Below are 24,219 nucleotides of genomic sequence, written 5' to 3'. Positions count from 1 at the left end.
TCGGAATATCAAACATAAAAAAAGGCTATCAAATGATAGCCTTAGGTGTTTTTTAGTAGCCAGTTAACTGCATAAAGCCTGTTGCTTCATGGCTTCCGCTCGCCATAATTGGCCCTTCCCAATAGGGTATGACAAAAGGCAGCCACATATCCCTACGTTTGATACGCGTAGTGAGATTGATATCGTGTTGTGGCACGTTAATAATCCATTGGAGCGGCATTCTTCTACCATTCATTAGCGTCGTATTCTGTAATGGCTTGATAGAAATGTCGGAGTCCGTTAGCTGATACACTTTGCCAGAACGAGTTGCCAATGTTCCAAAAACATAAGGCAATTGTTGATTATGGCGATATCGGTTAATGCTCAGTGCAGTACCGTCATCGAGATTAAACACGAACCAATCCCAGCCTTGCTGACCGACTCCGAGTAAACCACTGCCCCACTCTTTATGCACCCACGCAGTACCTTCGACTTCTTTCGTTACACCGTCGAGATTCAAAACCCCACTCAAAGATAAAAACGGAGCGCTGAAGTTATAAGACGCGACAGGCAATAAGTCGTGCTTTTTCTGATAGCCGTTATCGCCGTTGAGCACGTATGGCCCTTTCGCAATAGTGTCGAGTTCAAGGCCGAACGTATCGGTTTGTACTTGAAGGCGACCTGGAAACGGTGTGTTACCCAAGGCACGCCAGTTCCAGTTATCAATCCAAATTCTAAACGGATGACTGGTCATTCCCGCCTGTCCAATGCCACCACGCGCCAAACGTTGCTCTTTCCAAACCTTAGATTCAGACGAAATTACCACATTTGAAATATAAACCTGCGGGCTTTGCCACCCCCAGGTTTCTCGCTCATCGGTTGCAATTCGAAAGAAGCTCCACTGTACCGAGTACTTTTTCCCATCATCCCCTTTTAGAGACGCAAAATAATGCCACCACTCATGCTGGAATTCTGGGTGGAACTGGAAATCACGAGGCAACGAAACGCCTCGGTCTGGCAATACAGGTTCAAACACATTGAAGTGCTCACTTACAAGTACTGAATTAACCTCATTCTCGCCCTTATCGCCAACATCGACAAAATAGGAATAGTAAGCCCAGACACCTAAAATAGTGCCAAAGAAACCAATCAGTAATAGAGCAGAAACAAATCGGTGTCTGAGTTTTTTTGAGCCATTTCGTTGAAGCATATTAAAGCGCATCCCTCAGTGATTTCATCGGTGTGTTCCGAATCATTCTCATCACTGGCAATGCACCAGCTAACATTAATGCTGCCATGGCCCACGCAAATGTCTGCAAATAGTCCCAAGGAATCACTTGTAATTCGAGTGACCACCCAAAAGACTGCTTAATGACAATATCGACGATCAAGCTGGCTAACGCCAATCCGAGCGGGATAGCAATCAAGGAAGAAATAAGTCCGAACACAAACAACTGCAAGCTGCCTGTAAAAATCAGCTCTTTTGCCGAGACCCCTAAGCAACGTTGCAATGAAATATGCCTTTGTCGAGACACTTCACCCGCAACCGTCGCGAAAAAGATGCCAAAGACCGCGATGACCAAAGTGATGTTACCCAATGTATCAGCTATCGCGAATGTTCTATCAAACACTCTCATCGCCTGACTGTGAATATTGTTATTATCAAAAATACGCTCAGATCCAAGCCTGAATACGCTTTCCAATCGACTTCGAAGTCCTACGGAATTGACATCATCTTTGAGTATGACGCCTAGACCGACATTTCCGCGTCCAGCAAACCCAGATAGCCAGTTTCGATGTGACATCATGACTTGATGGTAAGGGTTGCCATAATCGTAATAAACACCAACAACCTGCCAACCAGAGCCAAGACTGTCATAAAGGTCTATATAGTCGCCTGGGCGAATCCCTAACTTGAGAGACATCGATTCACTGATCAACACACCTTTCGAATGATGCAGGTGGTACCAGTAATTCGGAATACCTAACTTGATCGTCAGCGCTTCTAATTCGCCTTCAGAAGGACCAGTACTGACCACCTGGGTACTTCCGACAGGGGAAGCGACATCTTTCTCCCAACGCCACCAAACTGAATCGACTTCAGGCTGTTCTGACAGCCAATTACTCATACGTGCAGCGGCGTTGTTGGTTGGGTAAATGTAAAGGTCTGCAGCCAAACGCTGTGTTAGCCATTTATCGGTGGTATCCCTAAAGCTACCCACCATGGTTTCTACACCAATATTCGCTGTTAACGCTAGCATGAACGCCATTGTCGCCACACCACGATAACTCATGCTTGAAGCGGCATCCGCAAAGAACCAGCGAGCACGAACCCAACGCAGTGAATAAGACAAACTGTTGAACAGCTTCCACATCAAGAAAGGCGTAAACAAAGCCACACTGACGAGCATCAGGGCAATAATCGCAAAACCAGATTCTTGCGTTTGTGGGGCTTGATACACAGCGACAGCTGCAACCAAGAAACCACAACCAATCAATGCTTGCCAAGTAAACTCAGTGCCAGCAAAACGCATCAAAGATAAACGAGATGACAAACGAATCGGTTGCGACCTCAGCAAACGAACCAATGGCCATGCACACGCTAGGAATGCACCAAGCAACGCCATTAATAAGCTATAACCACTCCAACGCCAACTCCAGCTAAGGGTTAAGCCCACATTCGCATCGTAAAGATCACCTAAACTCGAAGAAACGGCAGGTAACAGTTGGTTTGCCAACATGACACCGAATACATTGCCGCAGATCCAGCTCAGTAGAACCAATAACAATAACTCTAAGCAAAGCGCTTTAGTCAGTTGCCAACCAGACACACCTGTTTGTCTCAAGATTCCGACGAGTGGTTGTCGCTGAATGAAAGACAGCGACATCGCTTGGTAGAAAATAAACAAGCCAACGACAAACGACAGCATGCCCATCGCTTTTAGATTTAAGTGAAAAGCGCTAGTCAATGACTCAAGCTCAGCTTTAGAGCTGCGAGAGATTGTCAAACCATTGGGCAACATGTTTTTAAGACGTTCAAACTTCTCAGGAGACATGTCTGAACACGCAATCACGGAAAGCCCTGCACTGCGTTTAAGCATTCGGAGCAAAGAGATATCCGCAATCAACCTTGTACCATTAATCAGGTTATTTTGGTCCACTACCACTGGACCTAGCTCTGAACCATCCATAAGTGGAATGTAGTCCCCATCCTTCCATTCCATATGTTCAGCAAGATCATCACTCACTAGGATCGGATATGGTGGTTTCATGAGATCTAACGTGGTGAGTTCTTTTAGGGCAGCACCAGGCTGAAGCTGAAGCATAGAAACAGGGTCTATGCCAATAAGCATAAAGTTTGCACCATTTTCATCAGTGATACTATGGTGGTCAAAAGGAGAACACTGCTGAAAGCCTTCACGACGAAGCTGAATGTAAAAACCTTGCGGGATTTTATTCGCGTTATGTTTTGGTCGAATACGGTAAGGAAGAGGATTCGAAAAGAGTTTTTCGCCATGCGTATAACTTTGCTTGGCGTGTTGGTTGATAGCGGTAACACCAACCAAAAGTGATACGCCTAGGGTTAAACCAAGCCATACCAAGATAATCTGAAGTGGGTAACGTCGATAGTGACCAAGTAGCGCTTTAACTACGGGCCATAACATGCAGTTGCCCTCCTTGTAGGCGAATTCTGCCATCCATATGCAATGCAACTTTCTCACTGTGTGTCACCAGCAATAATGTACATTCTAATTGGCGGGCCAAAGAGGTCAGCAAACGCATCACAGCTTCCGCATTGCGCTCATCAAGGCTTCCCGTTGGTTCATCGGCCAACAAAATTTTCGGTTCCATATACAAGGCACGAGCAATCGCAGCACGTTGTTGCTGGCCACCAGACGCTTCTTCAGGGTAACGACCAAGCAAAGGCATAAGATCTAAAGCAGAAAGAATCTGTCTCCAGAGTCCCTTATCTTCAGGTAAACCTTTTAACTGGCGGCAAAAACGGATGTTGTCGGCAATGTTAAGCGTTGGTAGCAAGTTGAATTGCTGGAAGATATGACCGATGTTGTTTCTACGATAAGCGGTGCGGTCACGCTCGGTCGAGTCGTGCATATCGAAGTGAGGGAAAGCGATTTCACCTGAATCGGCGAGGTCTAAACCCGCGATAAGATTCAGCAAAGTACTCTTACCAGAGCCACTTTCTCCCATTAATGCCAGCTGATCACCTTGGTTTAATGTTAATTCAGCACCTTGCAAAACAGGGTGAAACTCCCCCCCATCGACATAGCCTTTACACAGGTCTGACAGCTTTAACATTAAACAGCTCACATTAGTTAGAATTTGGAATGAGAATCTACACTAATTCCCTGTTAGGAGGAAGTATTTTGAAAGATAGATCACACACCAACGATAAAGTGATGGGGTTGATGCGCTCTACTTCAATTTCCTATCAAGTTTTTAATCCATTTTCTTGTTTTCATGCGGTAGAGCGACCCACCCCACTTAAGCACTTCTTCAGTGAGGAAAAGCAGATATATCCACTCAGGTGGAAACTTCAGATAGATAGCAGCAATCGCGGCGAGCGGAATACCGATCACCCATTGGGCAATCAGGTCTTGATAAAGGCAGAACTTCACATCACCGCCCGCTCTCAACACACCAACAATGACAGTCAGCGGTACCGATCGGATAACAATACCCACGCTTAAAATTAGAATGAACTTTTCTGAGAGGGCTCTGGTTTCTTCCGTCAGTGCACTAAAAGCATTCAGTATTGGCGTTTGTACGAAGTAAAGAAAAATCGCGACCACGATACTGGTCAAGAAACACAAAATCGTTAAGCCTAACGCTTGGTAATAAACCGCTTCATTATTCTTTGCGCCAAGTTGATTACCCACCAGAACCGCTGCCGCATTCGAAAGGCCAATCAGTAAACTCAATGAGATAGATTCAACCGGCGTCATCACTGACAGTGCTGCCAGTCCTTGAACGCCCGATTGCCCCATGATCGCGTGGTAAGCAAATAAGCCACCCGCCCACGCCAAAAAGTTAAACGTCGTCGGCAGCGATAACTTTAAGAAGCGAACCACTTTTTCAATCGAAGCTGCTGCTTTTATATCGCATAACTTGAAAGCCAAGAGATGCTTTGAACAATAAAGATAACCATATAAGGTCGCCACTTCAATGGCACCGCTCAATACCGTCGCAATCGCCGCACCTTTGATTCCAAGCGCAGGAAAGCCTAAGTTACCGAAGATCAGCACCCAGTTTAAGAACACGTTAGACAGGATACCGATACCGCTGAAGAAGGTGCTTAGCCCGGGTTTGTGCATCGCTCTCAAACCTACAGCCATACTGCTAACGCACGATACAGCTAGCATGCTAAACGAGGTGATAACAATGTATTCAACACCAAGGTTGATCACTTCTTGGGAGTCAGTCGTCACGCCCATGATTTGTGCGGGAAATGAAACGAAGAAAACAATAGTTAGTAATGCAAACAGTGTTGAAACCAGCCAAGTCAACGCCGTACTTTCTCTGACGCCTTGCTTGTTACCTGCTCCCCAATATTGCGCAGTCAATAACGCACCACCCGTGGTGACACCCATCAGCATAATGGTCGTGACAAACATGGCTCGACTCGCCACACCCACCGCCGCAATATCCGCTTCACCCAATTGGCCTAACATCAACACATCCACTAAGCCTCGGCTTGAAAACATAATGCTCTGCAAAGTAATAGGCAAAGCAATCGCAATAAGCCTACGAACAAAATCACCTCGAGTGTGATGAATAATTGAAGAGAGCAACATAGAAATACCTAAACGGAACGTATTGATGAATAAAGATAAATATCACGCTATTATATCAATGTTCGGTTTTTAACCACAGAGATAAATGGAGTAACAATGAAGAAAGTACTGGTTTTGGGGGCTTCTGGATATGTTGGTTCGCAGCTCCTCCCTCTCCTGCTTGAGCAAGGCTATCTAGTCACAGCTGCAGCAAGGCATATCGACTATTTAAAAGCACGAACAGAGCCTCACGACAACTTGTCACTTGAATACCTTGATCTCGCAGATCAAGCTGCGACACAAGCGCTCGTCCCTGACTTTGACCTTATTTTCTTTCTTGTACATGGAATGGCTGAAGGCCATGATTTTATTGACTACGAATTGAACCTAGCACGTAACTTTGTTTCGGCTCTTGGGCCAAAGAATCAACACGTCATCTACCTGAGTTCGCTTCAACCGCAAACGGGTGATTCAGAACACCTTCAAGCGAGAAAGAAAACCGGAAAACTGCTTCGTAAAGGGCCAGTCCCCGTCACTGAACTGCAAGCAGGCGTGATCATCGGTCCAGGCTCTGCAGCGTTCGAGATCATGCGAGACTTCGTGTACAACTTACCTATCATGATTGCGCCCAAATGGGTCGACTCTAAAGCCAACCCCATTGCCTTGCAGAACCTGAACTACTATCTGCTAAAACTCGCACAGGACACGCCTAGCGAAAGCCAAACCTTCGAAGTTGGCGGGCCAGACATTGTCTCTTATCGAAATCAATTTGCTCACATTGCAAAAACTGCCGATCGCCCACTCAGGCTTTGGGCGACGTCACTCCTCACGCCCTCAATTGCGTCATATTGGTTGGGCGTGGTGACTTCTGTTCCGTCCAACATAGGCAGAGCGCTTCTCGCGGGCTTAAAGCATGACTTTATTGCCAGTTCGACCATCATTAGAGAAAAGTACCCTCAGAAGCTTATCTCGTTCGAAAATATGGTTGAGCAAGCGATTCATTCTGAAGGCAACTTCGTAAAAAGTAATGTTTGGGGCTTTGACAAAACCGCCTTCAAGCGCTGGCAAGCTGGGTATGGCTATTACCCGAAGAAAACAGGGGCAAGTATCACCTCAAGCGCATCCTTAGATTCCCTCTGGCACGTTGCTCAGCAAATAGGAAGTCCGAAGCAAGGTTACTTCTTTGCTAATGCTCTATGGCGCACACGCGAATGGTTAGATCTTCTCTTTGGCGGTGGTGTGCCGGTTAGACAAATGCCTGAAGGACCGACCCTAAAAGTCGGTGATAAAATCGATTCGTGGAAAGTCATTCGTTGTGAAGAAAACCAGTTTTTATCTCTGCTTTTCGGCATGAAAGGCCCGGGGTTGGGGCGACTCGAGATTACCGTCTCTGACCACGGTGATTCACGTGAACTGAACATCTCGGCTTGGTGGCATCCAAAAGGCTTTTTAGGCTTACTGTATTGGTTCGCGATGATGCCAGCTCACCTGTTTATCTTTAAAGGCATGGTGAAGGCGATTGAGAAGCAGGCTAAAGAGCAGATGCGAGATTCGAGTGTCGAGATGAGAAAAGATTAAAAGCGGATACGGGATGCGAAGAGATTAAAAGCAGATTCGTCTGTCGAGATGCGAAAAGACTTAACAGCAAATTTGCGACACGCGCTATGAGAGGCAAAAAAAGAGCGGATAGTTCCGCTCTTCGTATCTCTCATCTCGCATCCCGAATCCGCTACTAGCCAATAACGCTAATTGAGATCTCTGCAAGTTGGTTGCCTTGGTTAGCAGGGTAAACAATGTATTCACCGTGATACTTCACCGCAGACTTATAGTCAGTCACTTTGTGAAGCATAAAGCCCGCTTCCATCGCTGCTTGAATGAACTCTGCGTGGTTACCACGAACAAACCAGTTCATTGGCTTAACCATCAGCTCACCGTCGAAAGAGTCGTCACACTGTTTGCCACACAAAGCAAAAGAATGCTCACCATCGGTGAAGAATTGAATCTTGCCGCCAGTCGTTAGCTCGTCTTCACTTGATACACTCCAACCCATCTCGTACATTTTGTCCATGAACGCTTCAACATCACTGTCTTTTAGCGCTTTAGGCTCTTCGCCTTCAGGGAAGAAACGTCCGTAAAACGCAGAAATACGTTTAAAGGTAAAAGTTAAATCAGAGTTATTGCCCTTTGAACGGCCCTGTTTCTGCCAACGCACCAAATCAGGCACAATCACACGATCATAAGACTGAGCCTTAATCGCCTTCGTTACCCAACGAACTAAATAAAGGTTGTTCGCAATAGGCGCATCAATCGCTTTGCCTGCTTTGTGCAGAGCATAAAGCTCGCCTAATGCATCATTCACTAACTTCTGAATTTCAATATAGTATTTTGACATTATGCCTTCTTTCCTAATGTCCAATATAGTAATGCTGACATTACTGCACACGCAGCCATTACCATAGCCATAGACCCAGCACTGTCACTTGGCAGCATCGCAACGATAGCTCCAACGACAGAACCAGTACCAAATCTTAATGTTCCCGCAAGCGATGAAGCCGTGCCGGCCATGTTTGGATAACCACTGAGCAATAGACCCATAGAGTTACTGCCGATAGTAGAAATGGTGCCAATAAATAGCATCACAAACGGCACAATACCCCAAAGCCCGAGATCCAATAACCAACCAACCAGTAAACCGACGCCAGCTAATAATTGAATGACCAGCGCGGCTCTCAGCATGGTATGAGAGCCAACCTTCTTAACAATTCGACCATTAATTGTCGTCATCAGAATCATCGCAACGATGTTCAGACCAAACAGGTAACCAAACAGGTCAGGACGTACTCCATAGACATCAATGTAGACAAAAGAGCCTGCGGTTAAGAATGCAAACATCCCAGAGAACGAGAACGCACCCGAGAAAATTAGGCCCATAGCGGTCGAGTTTTTACATAAACGAGCGTAATTACGAATCGTGGTTTTAAAGCGTAATGGTTGACGATTTTCAACAGGCAGAGTTTCAGGGATTTTGATTATCACCGCGAGAATCACAATCACTGCAAAAATAGCTAACACCCAAAAGATTGAACGCCAGCCGAACCACAATGCCAAATAGCCGCCAATCATCGGCGCGATAAGTGGCGCAACCGTCATCACTAAGGTAACGAACGACATGGTTCTTGCGAAATCTTCACGGTCGAACATATCACGCACAACCGCTTGGATAATGACCGCCGCCGCCGCACCTGCAAAACCTTGAGCGGTACGAACTAACGTTAACGCTTCAATGCCATGAGTGGTTGCACTCACGACAGACGCTATCGCAAAGAAGAGCACACCAATCAGTAGAACTGGCTTGCGACCATAACTGTCGGCTAACGGACCATGTAACAACTGACCTAAAGCGAAACCTGCGGTGTACGCGGTAAGTGTGATTTGCACTTCCCCTGCTGTCACACCAAGATCTTTGGCGATCGTTGGCATTGCAGGTAGGTACATATCGATGGCGAGTGGTGTCAAAGCACCAATAGCGCCCAAAACCAAAAATAGCATCCAACCTAACTGAGGCGTTTGTGGTTGTGAGCTTGGGGTCTGTGAGGTAGACGTTTGCATAACTCTCCGACTAAGTACTAAGTTCTATGTGAACACGAGCATGCACGCAGCAATATACGAATATACACATAGCAATACACGAATACGCACAGTGATACACGAATATGCGCACACATACATGAACATATAGTAATAATGGCTGAAACTGTCCTAGTACCAGTCAAAATAATCAGCCGACGCTATCCTTGGTCGGCCACATCTACGGTAGAAAAGATTACTTCCAGATAGAGTCTACTTCTTCTTGTGTTAGGTAACGGTATTCACCCAACTCTAAAGACTCGTCCATCTCGATTTCACCAATACGTTCACGGTGCAGTGCTTCGACCTTGTTACCAAGTGCTGCAAACATGCGTTTTACTTGGTGGTATTTTCCTTCGTGAATCGTTAGCAACACTTCACGCTCTGCACGTACTTCAAGGTGTGCTGGAAGTGTTAGGCCGTCTTCGCTCTTAAGCTGGATGCCCTCTTTGAACTTTTCAACGTAATCGTCTTCAACAGGTTCAACCAACCACACTCGGTACATCTTCTCGCACTTGTGCTTTGGCGACGTAATACGATGAGACCACTTACCGTCGTCTGTCATTAAGACAAGACCCGTTGTATCAACATCTAAACGACCTGCAAAGTGCAGCTTGTCCATTTTGATTTCATCGAGTAATTCAAACGCAGTGCGATTTGAACCATCTTCATGCGAACAAACAAAACCTTCTGGCTTGTAAAGCATGATGTAACGCGGGCCGTGAACATTCAGTTCATTGCCTTGCCATTCCACAACGCACTCTTCAGTTACCTTAAGTGAGCCGCTTTTTTGAATGACATCATTTACTGTCACTGCTTTTGATTTTAATAAGTGTGTTGCTTCTCTTCGAGTGACGCCTAACGCATCGCACAGAAATTTATCTAAACGCATGAATACCTCAACTAATCTAAGTCGGGTATTATAGTCACCTTTGCTCAATTAGTTGAGCTATTTCACACTATTTGTTTTCTACCCTACAAGACGCGATATGTATACACTCCGCCCGTACCAAGCTGATTCTGTAAAATCAGTGATTCATTACTTCAGAAAACACCAAACTCCAGCTGTTCTTGTGTTGCCTACAGGCGCTGGAAAAAGCCTGGTGATTGCAGAGCTAGCAAGGCTTGCGAAAGGTCGAGTTCTAGTACTCGCTCACGTTAAAGAGTTGGTCGAACAAAACCATGAAAAGTATGAAGGTTATGGGCTAAAAGGCTCAATTTTCTCTGCGGGTTTAGGGCGAAAAGAAACAGACCAACAAGTGGTGTTCGCTTCGGTTCAATCTGTGGTTCGCAACCTCGATTCATTCTCGAACCAATTTTCACTGTTGGTTATCGACGAATGCCACCGTGTTCCCGATGAAAAGACCAGTAGCTACCAAAAAGTGATCACTCACTTGCGCGAGAATAATTCGGGCATCAAGGTGCTTGGACTAACCGCGACCCCTTATCGTCTTGGTATGGGGTGGCTTTACCAATATCACACGCGTGGCCAAGTGCGTTCTGAAGAGCCGAGATTTTTCAGAGACTGTATTTTCGAACTGCCGATTCGTTATTTGTTGGACGAAGGCTTTCTAACACCAGCACGCATGATCGATGCGCCAGTATTGAGTTATGACTTTTCACAGCTAAAACCTGCAAGTACAGGCCGCTACAAAGAATCAGAACTCGATATGGTGATTGAGCAATCGAAGCGTGCTACCCCGCAAATTGTCGACCAAATTATTGAGCTGGCCAAAGACAAACTCGGCATCATGGTATTTGCAGCCACCGTTCGACACGCACAAGAGATCCTTGGTTTACTACCCGAAGGTGAAGCTTCAATTGTAATCGGCGACACACCGACACTCGAACGTGACCAAATCATCAATGATTTCAAGGAACGTAAAATCAAGTTCTTGGTTAACGTGTCAGTATTAACCACAGGTTTTGATGCGCCCCATGTGGATTTAATCGCGATTTTGCGCCCAACAGAATCTATTAGCTTGTACCAACAAATCGTTGGCCGTGGCTTACGCCTATCTCCGGGTAAAAAAGAGTGTTTAGTGCTCGACTATGCGGGCAACAGTTACGACCTTTACCAACCAGAGGTCGGAGACCCAAAGCCTGACTCAGACAGTGAAATCATCACTATTCCCTGCCCTGCTTGCGGCTTCAATAATAACTTCTGGGGCAAGCTAGACAGCAACGGCTTCTTACTCGAACACTTTGGCCGTAAATGCCAAGGCTACTTTACCGATGAAGACACGGGCGAACGCGAGCACTGTAACTATCGTTTTCGTGCTAAGTATTGTGGTGAATGCGGCGCTGACAACGACATTGCCGCGCGCATTTGTCATGAGTGTGATGCCACCTTGGTCGACCCAGATAAAAAGCTTAAGGAAGCGTTAAACCTCAAAGATGCGTTGGTGTTTGAGTGTTTAGAAATGGACCTTAACGTTCTCAAGGACGAAAAAGGCAAGTCGCAGCTTAAGGTCACTTACCGTGGAGAAAACCAAGCACAAGTGCATGAGTTTTGGTCATTAACCACCAAGAAACAGAAACAGAACTTTAAGGATCAGTTTGTTCGCCCTCACCTTGCAGACAGGCACCGCCCCTTCGAGGAATCTTCACCAACGAAAGTGGTCGCTCACCAACATAGATTCCGCCCACCTCAATTCGTCATTGCCCGTAAAGTTGGGCGCTTTTGGAAAATGAGAGACAAGATATTCGAAGATGAACTCAAGCAATAGGCTCCCAATAATCAACAGAATTAATAAAAAGAGTATTATACTCCTTTTATTAACATTCTAATGACCATACATCAGTTAACTTGTTAAACCACAAATTAGATTGCGCTCAGCTTTTTCTGATTCCCGCGCCTCTTTAGCCATATTATCAAAAATCTCAATGGCTAAAGTTGGCTTATGAATATAAAAGCCTTGAATGAAGTCAATGCCTAACGCTTCTAACATTCTTAATTCTTCAATTGTTTCAACACGTTCCGCAACCACTTTAGTTTGGCTCATTTCTGCCAACTCAACTAATGAGTGCACCATTTTTTTCTTAAAATCAGAACCGTTAATATTTTCAACGAGGAACCATCAAGCTTGATCGTATCAAAACAACCTTCAGACAAAATTGAATACGATGAATAACCTGAACCAAAATCATCTAAGGCAACTATGATCTGGTGGTGTTGTAGTCGTTCTACTATTTTTCGAAACTTCTCATCTGCACGATAAAAAACAAGCTCAGTCACTTCAACACATAAACGGGAACGGATATAAGGGGGTAAATGACATAAACGATCGATAACACTCATATCGAAAATGGTTTTAACTGAGAAATTTAATGACAATTGAATAGTTGAATAGTGCTCAAGTAAGCCAATTGCGTAAGTAAGCATACGAGAATCGAGCTCCTTCTCAAGCCCATGAGAGGCTACAACATCGAGCAATTCACCAGCAGAAACGATTTTTTCACGTCCCTCTTCGTCCTCCATTTTTAAACGACACAGTAACTCATAGCTCGAAGCAACACCCTTTAAAGAATGAATTTTTTGAGCAAAGCAAAGCAACCTATCCGAGTTAAGTAATTCAACTGCTTCTACTCTAAGGTTCGGTAAGCTATAGAGCATGACCCCGTCTTGTTGCTGCCAGTCTTGGTAAGATTCATTGTTGGACTTTGCTTTACGGCAACAGTATTCAGCTTTGTAAATACAATCTTCGACAGATTCATTAGGACCACTTCGATAACGGCCAAAACTAAAGCTTAGAGCGTTTTCTGTTTCTTGGGTGAGGTTCTGTTCCAACAAATATTCAAGTAACTCCTTGGAAACCGACGTTTGGCAAATTAATACAAATTCATCGCCACCGACTCTATACGCCTTCCCTATGCCTTGTGCGGCTATTTTTTTGAAGCGCATAGCTAAATTTATTATCATTCGATCACCTACATGGTGACCTTGACTATCATTGAGAAACTTCAATTGATTTGCATCAATGTAATAATAGCAACGAGAACTCTCAATGACCTTTTTATATTCTATGGATTTTCGATTATACAACCCTGTCATGAAATCCTTATCAGAGTTAGACAACAATTTCTTATAATCGCCCAGATTAATAACTCTTAATTCTCCAAGATCATAAACACACGCTAATACAAAAGAAGCATGAGACAAGTAGAATAACGCCTGTATTAAATAGTAATACTCAGGTATGAATGAAATAGTCATTGATGATTCAAGAACCACCACAGACATAATAAAACAGGAAAGATAGCTAATTATTATTTGAACTTTATTATTAACTTCTTTTGATATCAAGCAAAATGCTATAACAACGGCTGCTAGGATAATACTAATTAAAAATCCAACAATAACGTCAAAGTTTATATAAACTGAAAAGAACTGTAGAAACACAAATGAGGAACAAATCAGTAAGTGCTTAGTATTTATTCTATCGCAACTTGAAAAAACAAGCATTAAATACACGCAAACTAAAGATAATGAATAAGAAACGAACCAGTAGTCGCTTCTAAAAAAATTTATAACGTAGGTTCCTTTATCATCATACCCATCCCATAAAAACCCAAACTTGTAAATATAAAACATAGAGAACAGCACTATATAACAAGTTATAAATAGTGTTTTAGATCGCTTTATCGGCCAAACATAATAAACATAAACTAACGATATTGCGCTCGCCAATATAAATAGCGAGAGAATCACGCCATATTTCATGACAAGCGATTGCTTTAATTGATGCTCTTTCGAAAATAACGCACTGGCATTTACAGTCTTACCTCTAGGAAATTTCACTAAAACATGACTGTATTCAAAATTTTTGTTCAGGCGTAGCGAGCGATAATACTCAAACAAAAAATTGCCAACAACTTTGCCGTCTTGATCAACAAAAAACAGCTCGCCGGTCCGGGATGAAAGAGATTTCCAAACTAGATGTTCATATGATTGGTTGTCTGAAGGTAGTACAAGCTTAAGCCAACACGACTGATTAGGTTCAGGAATACAAGTAACAATTGAGCTCCAGCCTTCTTCCTTATATAGGATGGCATCAACCGAAGAATCACTCACTACCATGCCATATTCGAAATCACTGATTTGCTTGAAATCTAACTCATTAGCATGGCTAGTGAACGTTATCAGCACTGAAAAAAACAACATAACTAGCACTGTAAATGGCACTCTAAAATCCTTATTAAATCAAATATCGCGCGGCAAAGAGCCCCATAAGTCCATATACTTGCGAGTTTACCATGTTAATTATTTGTAATTTGTAAGGGAATGTAATAACGTCAACGCATTACTATTGAGCAAATGAATCAACATGAATATCAGGTTGGTTAATTGCACGTTGATACAACACTTTACATTGCTAAGATGATAAAGCGTCTCTCGTATTCACATTCATACTCCATTCATTTTTATTGTATTAAACTGTCGTTACTTGCTTCTTTTACTAAGGCCACTGCATGCAAAAACCAAGCGCTATACTCATCTGTATCGCTGTAGCTATAGGCTCGACATCAAGCTTTGCACAAGATGATCACCATAACGGTCATGATCTTGTACAAGATGTTCATAAAGCGGGAACCCGTATCGAATTTGAAGAAGATCAAGACGAAGTCTATGAAGCGGTGCAAGAGGGCTACATTCGCCCTTTCTCAGAAATGTATGCTGCGGTTGAAAATGATCTTCATGGCCGAATCATTAAAGTAGAACTAGAAGAAGACGATGATATTTGGGTGTATGAGCTAAAAATAAATTTCCAAAACAATATCATTAAAGTGGAATACAACGCTGAAACGTTAGAAATGCTGATGATTAAAGGTCGCAACTTTAAAGAAGCGATCAAAAACTCCCACGAATAATAAATAACAATAAAAAGAGTGATACATGAAAATTTTAGTCGTTGAAGACGAACCTCGTTTGGGCCAACAAATTCTAGAGACCCTTGAGGGAGCCGACTGGGTTCCAGAGCTTTCTCAAGACGGTATCGACGCACTCTACCGTGCAACATCGGAAGAGTGGGATGCCATCGTTCTCGATTTAGGTCTACCTAAGCTTGACGGCCTAACCGTATTAAAAGGCATTCGAGACGAAAACATTAACACGCCAGTGATTATCCTTAGTGCGCGTGACACGCTTACTCAGCGTGTAGAAGGCTTGAATGCAGGCGCTGATGACTACCTAACTAAGCCATTCGAAATGGTCGAGCTGATAGCCCGCATTCGTGCTCAACTGCGCCGAGCGTCAGGCAGTGCTGCTCCTATACTTCAAATTGGTGATTTAAGCCTAGACACACGCAGCTCTAAAGTGTTGTGGCAAGGTCAAGCGGTTAGCCTCACGGCGCTAGAATATAAAGTTGTCGCGTACTTCATGCATAACCAAAACAAAGTTATCTCGCGCACTGAGTTGGTTGAGCACATCTACAAGCAAGACTTCGACCGCGACTCAAACACGGTTGAAGTGTTCATCGGTCGTATTCGTAAGAAAATCGCACCAAAGATCATCAAAACCGTTCGTGGCCTTGGCTACCAACTGAATGCTGAATAACGCTGTATTTAATTAAGCTAAGAGCAATCTCCAATTAGTGGACAGCCTGTGCTGATCGTTGTTGTTCTCATAGCAAGATGAGCAAAGACAGGCTGGTAACGTATGAATCTAAAAAAACGAACACTTAAAAACGTCAGTCTAAAAAGCCGCTTGCTCCTCGCCGCGGCTTTTTGGCTAGGTGCGATGATATTAGCGGCAGGCGTCGGAATACCTAAGTTGGTTAACGATTACTTGGTCGATGACGTCAAGCAACAGCTCAGCCTAACCATGGACGAGTTAACCGCCAACATAGAAACCAACGACAGTGGTAACCTCATCATGGCAGAGCGTCTGTCTGACCCTAGGTTTAACCAACCCTACAGTGGTATTTATTGGCGAGCCGCTACCCAAGACCAGATTATTCGATCTCGCTCGCTATGGGACAAAGACCTCACTATCAAGCGTTCGCCGATTCATACTTCAATCAAAGGGCCTGAGAAAGAAAAGCTTATTTACATCGAGCAAGATATCTACCTGCCTGAACTGAGCGACCCTGTCACGATCACTATTGGTATTGATGAAGATCCGCTAGAATCCACACTGACCGAACTGACTGGCCAAGTCTGGTTGATCCTAATGCTGCTGTTTGTTGGTGTGCTGATGTTGATCGGTATTCAAGTCAGTTGGTCGCTATTACCGCTCAGCAAGATGCAACGCGAACTGGTGATGCTAAGAAACGGCGAGCAACAAGGGTTAAGCGATAACTACCCAAAAGAAGTTTCTCCATTAGTCTCTGATCTCAATGCCCTGCTCTTTCACTATCAAGAGCTATTAGAACGAGCTCGTAACCACGCGGGTAACTTATCTCACGCGTTGAAAACACCGCTTTCAGTTCTGAAAAATGAGATTGAGCGACTTCCAGAGGATGACAAGGCACTGCTACAACAGCCCATTCATCAGATTCAAAGCCAAATCGATTATCACCTTGGCCGCGCTCGTATGGCAGGTGCAATGAACATTCTTTCGGTGAAGTCTTCACCTTGTGAGCGTGTCGAAGCTATCTCAATGGCGTTTGATAAAGTCTACGCTGCCAATGAAGTCACCATGATTAACGAGCTAGACTCTGAGATTGAAGTGGCGGTAGAAAAAACCGATCTTGATGAAATGGTCGGTAACCTACTCGAGAACAGTTACAAATGGGCGGGCAGCATTATTCGTGTCCATGCAAATGAACTCGACGATGGCAACATTGAATTGGTGATTGAAGATGATGGCCAAGGCATTCCTGAAGAGAAGCTTGAGCAAGTGACCAAACGTGGCGTTCGACTTGATGAAACCACGCCAGGAACAGGCTTAGGGCTTAACATCGTGAATGAAATGGCGCACAGCTACCGAGGCAGCCTAACGCTCAGCAAGAGTTCAATGGGCGGATTAAAAGCCTCTCTGGTGCTAAAACTAAGCAAAGGTTAAGTAAGCTAAACGCGCTAAGTAAACTAAGTAAACCATGTAAACACGATAAGCCCTAGCGCAACGCTAGGGCTTAACTTTATTCTGGCTTAACAAAGCTTTTCTCACTTCAATATGATTAGCTCATCGAGTGAAGCCCAATCATATTGCCTTCCGTGTCACTCACTACACTGATAAAACCATGCTCACCAATGTCCATTTTGGGTACTTGTAGCGCGCCACCGTTGGCCGCTGCCAAACTTGCTTCTGTGGCACAATCCTCACAAGAGAAGTAAACCATGGTGCTGTTGCCTCCCGCTTTTACACCAGACATCTTACATATAGCTCCAGTGGCTCCATAGTTCCCCATATCGCAAGGAAATACCCACATCTCAACTTCGATTCCGGTTTCATTGTCTAACTTGTCCAGCGTCACTTTAAATACTGATTCATAAAAAATTTTTGCTCTTGCCATGTCATCAACATATATTTCAAACCAACCAATCGGATTCATTTGCATAACGTTATCCTCAGTTTTCGCTGCTTGTTCGCCCTTAATCAGCATAGTCAAAGTTGAACAATTTATAGTTGAGGAGTTACATGAGAGCAGGTAAGTTTCTTTAGATATAGTCCAGTAGAAATCACAAAGCCTTGTTTGAAGGAGGTCCAAACAAGGCGCAAGTTAGTCGCTCTTATATATCGCTCTGTATCTCATTCACAGCGACATCTAGAGTTTGTAAATTATCATTATGAGTTGCGACTCCGATCATCAAGATCTTACCGTCGGTATAATAGTCATGATCTTCATTCATTACTTCCACCGTTGCTAATGGGTACTTGTCTAGATCAATATCTGGCAGTGACGTTCGTATCTGATTAGCAAGCCTATCTCGTTCTTCATCAACATTAGGGTCAATGTTATGCAGTATGGTCACAATGCCTGAGTAAGGGGTGACTTTAAGGCCATCATCATAGCTGATTGCACCTAACCACTGAGGCTGGTTAGTTTGAACATCAACACCAGCACGCCACCAACGAATATGGCTGCGCTTCATCAAATTACCCGGCAATTGAAACGCCATATCTTGCGGCTTGTCTCGCCAATACAAATCGGACACTGGCGGCGTTTTGTCTCTAAGCAATGCGACATAGCCAGCCCATTCAATCTCATTTCGAGAAAAAGTTTGATTCTCTATCCAGCCCAATTGTTTCATTAAATCTCTTGGGGTTGCTCCAACATATATTACGTTGATCGCTTGTGCCGAGTAGAATGAAGATTTGCCTGGGAACGCTTTATAGGTCACCGAATTCCAGTCGACGTTGTCAATTTGAGCCGTCTTTTGTTGATTCTGAAAATCATCGGCCTTCCAGAAAAAGTGAGCGTAGTTCGCAAACAATACCCACCCCAACAGCAGCGCACTGGATTTAAGCACCAAGCGTCGCCACTTCATTCGATAACCAATAATGGTGAAGACCAATACCGTGAACGCGCCGACGATCAGGCTATTATGCTCAGAGATAAATATCTTAAGGCTATTAAGCCACGGGAAGTTTTCAACACCGTGCGCCAGTAACATGCCCCAAGCAATGAACTGTCCACCACCAAGAGCCAAGCCGAACAACGCCAACACACTAAAATTACGCCACGGTACACGATGCGAGCCAGCTATAAATGGCACAACCCAAGCAATAGGCCCTAATAAACGAGCAAAAAGAATGATGTATGTGCCTTTGCGAGCAACCAGATAGCGGCAGCGCGCAATTAATCTTTTGGTTTTAGGGCGAAACTTAATGAGCCTTCGTTGCGCCTTAGCACCGTATTTATAACCAATGAAATAACTGAGTTGGTCACCAAGCAAGCCACCTAGCATCACCAAAACCAACGCCATCCATGCACCTGAATACAGTTGAAAGCCCGCTGCGATAAAGAAGGGCTCTCCCGGTACAAATAGGTTTGGGCCAATGAGAGCATCACCCAATGCCCCCAGAAACAGCCCTAGTCCATCAAACATAACAACCTCAATACTTACTGTTCTTTGTAGTGACCAAACTTGTAGTTCATCTCGTTGTTACGCATTTCGCCTTTGAAGAAGCGTCTTACATTGGCTTTAAGATAAGTTGAGCCTGTCTTCACAACGCCATCTTGGTCTAAACGACGTGGGTCAAAACCAAAGGTCATATTCAGGAATCTAAATCGCCATGTTTTGCTCGCACGTTTTACGTAGTCACAGTCTTCACACAGGACGATCTCTTCATCGAAACCGCCGATCTCATCATGCGCTCGTTTAGTCGAAAAAATACAGGCGCCAATCGCCGTCGGGAAAAAGAACTGGGTAGTAAATAAGCCTGCGTTAAATAGCCCGTAACCAAACTTGTGTACAAGCGGCAGACCTTTGGAACTCATGTACACACCCGCCACTTCAAGCTTCTTCTCCTCTAATTCATAAAGCGCTTTCGCAAGGAAGTTTCGAGGCAAACTCACGTCAGCATCTAAGAAAAGGATTCGGTTGTATTGCGCCAATGAAGCACCTGTGTTTCGTCCAAGGCTCACACCACGATTTTCCATATGATGAACCGTTAATTTTGGCAACGCGTTTTCATAGGCTTGCGCAACGTCCCTTGTGTTGTCTTCACTGTTCGAGTCGACAACAATCACCTCAAATTCTTGATGGGTTTGCACACTCAACTCTTCCATTAAGCGGCTGATGCGTTTCTCTTCGTTTAGCGTAATTACGACAATGCTTACCGGTTCCATATTTTCACCTATTCATTCTGCTGTTTAATTACCACTAAGATTAACCAACCAAGCCTTAACCAAGTCTTAGGCAAACATTCATTTTCCGTTCATTAACTTGATGATTTAGCAACGCTATAAATAGATAAGATAGGCAATGTAAAAGACGATAAAATGGGGTAAATAAGCGCTAGTGAACGTTTTATCTCCAAACGAATCATTTATCGAAGGAAATTCACTTTGAGATGGGCTTCTGACTTGCTCAGATTTGAATGTGATGTTAGTATCCGCGCTCGCTTAAGCATGAACTCGTTTATGCCTAAGCTTTACCACATACTCAAGGTCGCATTGAGGTGTGAAGTTAATTTTTACTAATTTGAGAGTAAAACTATGAAATTTGAAGCAGTAGTACGTACTGAACTAGGTAAAGGTGCGAGCCGCCGCCTACGTCACGCTGGTAAATTCCCAGCTGTAATCTACGGTGGCGAAGCAGCAGCTGTAGCTATCGAACTTGTTCACGCTGACGTGATCAACCAAATGGATAAGCCTGAATTCTACGAAACAATCACTCTAGTGATTGACGGCGCAGAAGTTAAGGTTAAGCCGCAAGACGTTCAACGTCACGCGTTCAAGCCTAAAGTTGAGCACATGGACTTCATCCGTATCTAATTCCCTACCAAGGAATAAGATTGGATTAATCCAGCCTTCTGCATAGAAAAGATAATCGATCTTACCAGTCGAGAAATCTAGAAATTCGAAACCCCGATGCTACCAACATCGGGGTTTCACCGTTTTTGAGCCCTCAAAAACATCGTAAATCTCGCGCAATACACTGAAAATAATCAACTTTCCTCTTCCCCACTTTATCCCGGTCTTGCTTGGGTGGATTAAGGGTGGACGAAAGGTGGACTTATACAGTAGTTTTTCTAACACAAAGACTAGACCGCTTTTTCGCTAGCCTCCACACACTCACTTTTCAAAACATAACACTCAGCCTCCCTGGCCAAAAATTATGGATTCGGATACCGAATTAGCGAATAAAGAGGAGTAATATTAGGATGGTTGTAGCAGTTTACCTTGGAAGGTTATCGTACATTTACAGGGTCAAGCGGCCTGATTGCCCGACTTTCCTTAGGCTCTTCTTTCTAGAGCGTTCGTAATGTCTTTTTTGAGTTCCTCTGAAAGGCGTTCGAACTGTTTTGGTACAACCAAACCTTCCTCGCACATTTGCATGAGTTGGATAAATGCTCGGCTTCGAGAATGGCCATCAAAAATAAGCTTCATTTGCTTTTGAGATTCTTTGGAGTACTCGCACATAAAGTGAAACCTTTCCCCTACAGATTCTGATTCATCAGTAATCGCTTTGATGGCTTCATCTAGCTGACGAGTACAAAACAGTTGCGCAGCTTCACTCTTTATCTCGCAAAAGATTTTCCAATCAGACTCTTTGATATTCATACAGACCTCCACAAAGTGTTACGTCTTAGGGTAGAACATTACGGCGTTTAAAGGACGTGAACGACGCGATTACCCAATAGTAAACAGAGCGCTGTTAACACGAAATCTATTCTTTCATTTGAGTGTTCTATAGCTGTAACTAGTAGCCGGCTTCCAATACCCTTGTTCTGGTAATTTCGATTTCACTTGATGCTAAGAAATACAGGTATAAAATTTGGCCAGAGGTACATATAAGAATCAGCCTTAAACGATTTATTATGTGCGTTTCTGAAGATTAGCGACATGATGCTTATACTTCTTCTCACGCCAAAACCATATTGCATAACTTAAGGGGATAGCACCAATCGAGCTCCAGAAACCACTCATTAATACATCGGTAGTTTGTATCCACCCCCAAGCTGTTTCTGACATAAACAACGGCTCAATACTTTGACCTACCATCACGCCTAAGATTGCTGGAAATGATGTACGAGCAGTAAATCTGAGACTTCCTTTTTTCCTCTCGAGCTTCCATTTTGAAAACTCGATATCAGGATCTTTCACTATTGCCTCCATAAGATAATTTGCCTGAAGCACATAATGCCTAATTGAGTCGCTGACAACACTACCTAAACACTCAAACCTACGACCGAAATCACTGAAACTAATCCAAGTAGAAAATTACAAGCGTAACAGTCTGCTTAAATGCTTGCCATGGCGCAACTTGCAACACCTGTGGCGATTTACTACAATATAATACAAACTAAATTAGGAGACATATTATGGCTACTGCAAGTGTACGTATTGACCAAGATCTTTTTGATAAGGCTGCGATAATGGCTAAAGCACTAAACCGCACTACACCAAAACAAATTGAGCACTGGGCTAAAATCGGGAAAATGATGGAAGACAACCCCGATCTACCTTATGAGTTCGTAAAGCAAGCAGTCATAGCAAAAGCTGAGAAGGAAGCAGGTAAATTAGAGGCTTACTCTTTTGACTAAGATTACCAACATTCTACAGACACCTACTTTTAAGAAGGCGGTCAAGAAATTACACAAGAACCAAAAAACGGATCTAGATAATGCTATTCGAGCCCTTATGGAAGATCCGCATCTTGGTGAGCAGAAGAAAGGTGACCTGTTTTTCTTGAGAGTGCATAAATTTAAGATGGTTAAGCAATTAACATTGCTCGGTTATAGCTATGAAGATGGTACTGTAACTCTCGAACTAATAGCTCTCGGCTCGCACGAAAATTTTTATCGAGATATGAAGAAAATATATTGATTCAATGTAATCGAAAATATCCTTGCCCGTCTGAGCCATACTCGTTTGTTGAACGAAGCCGCTACGCGGCAGAGTAAAACAGCTACCATCCATACTCTTGTAACGCTATAACTCTCCTTATGAACAACACCTTACTAACCTTAAACTGCAAGGTAAACCACCTGCAACTATTGATGCCTATTCTCGTGTGGTTCGTCGAAAGGCATTTGATAATAAGGAGAATGGCATCAACCAAAATAGAGGAGGTGTAACGACGAAAGAAACGAAAAATAGCTAACTGGTTAATAAGATTGCTATCGCAACCTTATCTTGGCCTCGCTTGCCTTGAGAAAAACCTCAAAGCGATGTGCCCTTCAAACTAAATTACACAATTTACTTAATAATGTGGCTTCGGGCTTGTTCAACACTTGGGATTTAGTGTTGACTACGCAACACCTTAATCCTTAGTTCTTGCTGCTCATTTTGCAGCACGTGCTCCCCAAAGGGTTACAGCGAGTAAGAGACTACGGATTTTTACGTGGTCAAGCACACGCCTTAAGAGTTCGTATTCAGCTGTTGCTGTTGAACCTACTCTATATGATGCCGCCAGTGACAGTACCGATAAGGAGCAAAGCGATACGAATATGCCCTTGCTGTGCACATGAAATGGCATGTGTTGGAGTAAGCCGACCCACCTAGCCGAAAGGCATTGGATAATAAGGAGAATGGCATTGACGAAATCAGAGGAGATGTGACGACGAAAGAAACGAAAAACAGCTAACTGGTTGATAAGATTGCTATCGCAACCTTATCTTGACCTCGCTCGCCTTGAGAAAAGCCTCAAAGCGATGTGCCCTTCAAGTTCAATCGTACAATTTACTTAATAAAGTGGCTTCGGGCTTGTTCAACACTTGGGATTTAGTGTTGGCTACGCAACACCTTAATCCTTATTTGTTATGAATAAAGTAAGTCGCTTAAGATAGGCTACATAAGAAACTAGATAGAAAAATTCTGTATTTAAGTACAGAATTTCTCTGTCTAATCGCTGTTAGAACTACGTATTTAGAGTTAAAGTTATATGGATAATATTGAAACAATTATTGTTACAGCTATAGTCACATTAGTGGTGACAGTTCTGGCTGGAATTGCTGTTGAGTATTTCAAAAAAATTAAGCCTAAGTTGAGCTATTCGATTAAGGAGTCCATCCCAATTACTTTGAACGAGAACAAGATTGGTGCGAATGTAATCGAGGTTCATAATCCTTCCTCTAAAACTGTGAAAAATATTACGGTAAGGATTAAATCTTCAGGTGTTGATATTAAGAACAGTGGAGTAAACTCAACTATAGCGGCGTTTTTCAAGGTAGTTGTCATCATTCGCTTGTTTACTAAGCAGCTTCTCT

Annotated in this window: 21 protein-coding genes and 3 pseudogenes; 11 read left to right on the top strand and 13 right to left on the bottom strand. The window is 43.7% G+C overall.

The features are described 5' to 3' along the window. Positions 1 to 52: 52 nt before the first annotated feature. The 4 genes from ACED28_RS08420 to ACED28_RS08405 all read right to left on the bottom strand — a co-directional run bounded on the left by ACED28_RS08420 (position 53) and on the right by ACED28_RS08405 (position 5,792). Entirely contained in the window at positions 53 to 1,201 is a 1,149-nt protein-coding gene (locus ACED28_RS08420) for a lipocalin-like domain-containing protein (protein WP_012604245.1), read from the bottom strand. After that, positions 1,191 to 3,644, bottom strand: coding sequence for an ABC transporter permease (locus ACED28_RS08415; RefSeq protein WP_009847079.1), 2,454 nt, complete (start codon positions 3,642 to 3,644; stop codon positions 1,191 to 1,193). The genes ACED28_RS08420 and ACED28_RS08415 overlap by 11 nt, the downstream gene beginning before the upstream one ends. Beyond that, complete coding sequence (locus ACED28_RS08410) at positions 3,625 to 4,296, bottom strand: ABC transporter ATP-binding protein (protein WP_009847080.1); 672 nt, start codon at positions 4,294 to 4,296, stop codon at positions 3,625 to 3,627. The genes ACED28_RS08415 and ACED28_RS08410 overlap by 20 nt, the downstream gene beginning before the upstream one ends. 122 nt (positions 4,297 to 4,418) lie before the next feature. Further along, the gene (locus ACED28_RS08405; RefSeq protein WP_371709641.1) at positions 4,419 to 5,792 is read right to left on the bottom strand and encodes an MATE family efflux transporter; all 1,374 of its coding nucleotides are present in this window, start codon (positions 5,790 to 5,792) and stop codon (positions 4,419 to 4,421) included. A 96-nt stretch (positions 5,793 to 5,888) separates the two neighbouring features. Between ACED28_RS08405 and ACED28_RS08400 the strand changes: the two genes are divergently transcribed. After that, the gene (locus ACED28_RS08400; protein WP_371709639.1) at positions 5,889 to 7,349 is read left to right on the top strand and encodes a DUF2867 domain-containing protein; all 1,461 of its coding nucleotides are present in this window, start codon (positions 5,889 to 5,891) and stop codon (positions 7,347 to 7,349) included. Between the two features lie 154 nt (positions 7,350 to 7,503). Here ACED28_RS08400 and ACED28_RS08395 read toward each other — a convergent pair whose 3' ends face one another. The 3 genes from ACED28_RS08395 to rsuA all read right to left on the bottom strand — a co-directional run bounded on the left by ACED28_RS08395 (position 7,504) and on the right by rsuA (position 10,290). Beyond that, positions 7,504 to 8,163, bottom strand: coding sequence for a DUF2913 family protein (locus ACED28_RS08395; protein ID WP_371709638.1), 660 nt, complete (start codon positions 8,161 to 8,163; stop codon positions 7,504 to 7,506). Further along, a complete protein-coding gene (locus ACED28_RS08390; protein WP_017101184.1) occupies positions 8,163 to 9,380 on the bottom strand; it encodes a Bcr/CflA family multidrug efflux MFS transporter in 1,218 nt (405 codons plus the stop codon). The genes ACED28_RS08395 and ACED28_RS08390 overlap by 1 nt, the downstream gene beginning before the upstream one ends. Positions 9,381 to 9,594: 214 nt before the next feature. Next, complete coding sequence (gene rsuA / locus ACED28_RS08385) at positions 9,595 to 10,290, bottom strand: 16S rRNA pseudouridine(516) synthase RsuA (RefSeq protein ID WP_009847085.1); 696 nt, start codon at positions 10,288 to 10,290, stop codon at positions 9,595 to 9,597. 97 nt (positions 10,291 to 10,387) lie between these two features. Here rsuA and ACED28_RS08380 point away from each other — a divergent pair, with 97 nt between their 5' ends. After that, positions 10,388 to 12,127 (top strand): DEAD/DEAH box helicase, encoded by a 1,740-nt coding sequence (locus tag ACED28_RS08380; protein ID WP_371709637.1) that lies wholly within the window; start codon positions 10,388 to 10,390, stop codon positions 12,125 to 12,127. A 75-nt stretch (positions 12,128 to 12,202) separates the two neighbouring features. Here ACED28_RS08380 and ACED28_RS08375 read toward each other — a convergent pair. Then, positions 12,203 to 13,452: pseudogene (locus ACED28_RS08375) on the bottom strand (EAL domain-containing protein). A 1,418-nt stretch (positions 13,453 to 14,870) separates the two neighbouring features. On the opposite strand from ACED28_RS08375, the gene ACED28_RS08370 reads away from it, so the two are divergent. From ACED28_RS08370 to ACED28_RS08360, 3 genes are all read left to right on the top strand, one after another. Next, positions 14,871 to 15,269 carry a PepSY domain-containing protein gene (locus tag ACED28_RS08370; RefSeq protein ID WP_009847088.1) on the top strand — a complete coding sequence of 133 codons (399 nt, stop codon included), beginning with the start codon at positions 14,871 to 14,873 and terminating at the stop codon, positions 15,267 to 15,269. A 25-nt stretch (positions 15,270 to 15,294) separates the two neighbouring features. Further along, on the top strand, positions 15,295 to 15,954 hold the full coding sequence (locus tag ACED28_RS08365; RefSeq protein WP_004734666.1) for a response regulator transcription factor: 660 nt from the start codon (positions 15,295 to 15,297) through the stop codon (positions 15,952 to 15,954). Positions 15,955 to 16,056: 102 nt separating this feature from the next. Then, the gene (locus ACED28_RS08360) at positions 16,057 to 17,403 is read left to right on the top strand and encodes an ATP-binding protein (protein ID WP_371709636.1); all 1,347 of its coding nucleotides are present in this window, start codon (positions 16,057 to 16,059) and stop codon (positions 17,401 to 17,403) included. Positions 17,404 to 17,518: 115 nt separating this feature from the next. Here ACED28_RS08360 and ACED28_RS08355 read toward each other — a convergent pair whose 3' ends face one another. The 3 genes from ACED28_RS08355 to ACED28_RS08345 form a co-directional block, all read right to left on the bottom strand. Continuing rightward, a complete protein-coding gene (locus ACED28_RS08355; RefSeq protein ID WP_371709635.1) occupies positions 17,519 to 17,899 on the bottom strand; it encodes a VOC family protein in 381 nt (126 codons plus the stop codon). Positions 17,900 to 18,071: 172 nt separating this feature from the next. Next, complete coding sequence (locus tag ACED28_RS08350; RefSeq protein WP_371709634.1) at positions 18,072 to 19,391, bottom strand: LssY C-terminal domain-containing protein; 1,320 nt, start codon at positions 19,389 to 19,391, stop codon at positions 18,072 to 18,074. A gap of 14 nt (positions 19,392 to 19,405) precedes the next feature. After that, positions 19,406 to 20,134, bottom strand: coding sequence for a glycosyltransferase (locus tag ACED28_RS08345; protein ID WP_054540994.1), 729 nt, complete (start codon positions 20,132 to 20,134; stop codon positions 19,406 to 19,408). Positions 20,135 to 20,503: 369 nt separating this feature from the next. Here ACED28_RS08345 and rplY point away from each other — a divergent pair, with 369 nt between their 5' ends. Beyond that, the gene (rplY, locus tag ACED28_RS08340) at positions 20,504 to 20,782 is read left to right on the top strand and encodes a 50S ribosomal protein L25 (RefSeq protein WP_009847093.1); all 279 of its coding nucleotides are present in this window, start codon (positions 20,504 to 20,506) and stop codon (positions 20,780 to 20,782) included. Positions 20,783 to 21,244: 462 nt separating this feature from the next. Here the strand turns inward: rplY and ACED28_RS08335 are convergent, their stop codons facing one another. Beyond that, the gene (locus ACED28_RS08335) at positions 21,245 to 21,571 is read right to left on the bottom strand and encodes a hypothetical protein (RefSeq protein ID WP_041472845.1); all 327 of its coding nucleotides are present in this window, start codon (positions 21,569 to 21,571) and stop codon (positions 21,245 to 21,247) included. A gap of 255 nt (positions 21,572 to 21,826) precedes the next feature. Further along, positions 21,827 to 22,147 carry a hypothetical protein gene (locus ACED28_RS08330; protein ID WP_017103805.1) on the bottom strand — a complete coding sequence of 107 codons (321 nt, stop codon included), beginning with the start codon at positions 22,145 to 22,147 and terminating at the stop codon, positions 21,827 to 21,829. Between the two features lie 185 nt (positions 22,148 to 22,332). On the opposite strand from ACED28_RS08330, the gene ACED28_RS08325 reads away from it, so the two are divergent. From ACED28_RS08325 to ACED28_RS08305, 5 genes and pseudogenes are all read left to right on the top strand, one after another. After that, positions 22,333 to 22,554, top strand: a complete 222-nt coding sequence (locus ACED28_RS08325) for a hypothetical protein (RefSeq protein WP_009847096.1) — start codon at positions 22,333 to 22,335, stop codon at positions 22,552 to 22,554. Next, positions 22,547 to 22,837 (top strand): type II toxin-antitoxin system RelE/ParE family toxin, encoded by a 291-nt coding sequence (locus ACED28_RS08320; RefSeq protein WP_009847097.1) that lies wholly within the window; start codon positions 22,547 to 22,549, stop codon positions 22,835 to 22,837. Before ACED28_RS08325 ends, ACED28_RS08320 begins: the two co-directional genes overlap by 8 nt. A 103-nt stretch (positions 22,838 to 22,940) precedes the next feature. Then, positions 22,941 to 23,036: pseudogene (locus tag ACED28_RS08315) on the top strand (integrase); the annotation flags it as partial. A gap of 248 nt (positions 23,037 to 23,284) precedes the next feature. Next, positions 23,285 to 23,515, top strand: a pseudogene (locus ACED28_RS08310) (transposase); the annotation flags it as partial. Positions 23,516 to 23,894: 379 nt separating this feature from the next. Next, on the top strand, positions 23,895 to 24,219 hold a 325-nt coding region (locus ACED28_RS08305; RefSeq protein WP_371709633.1), incomplete at its 3' end, for a hypothetical protein.

Source organism: Vibrio sp. 1F253 (assembly GCF_041439295.1).
GTDB classification, from domain to species: domain Bacteria; phylum Pseudomonadota; class Gammaproteobacteria; order Enterobacterales; family Vibrionaceae; genus Vibrio; species Vibrio tasmaniensis_A.
Note: the sequence above shows the minus strand (reverse complement) of the source record. Positions and strands in the feature narration are given on the sequence as shown.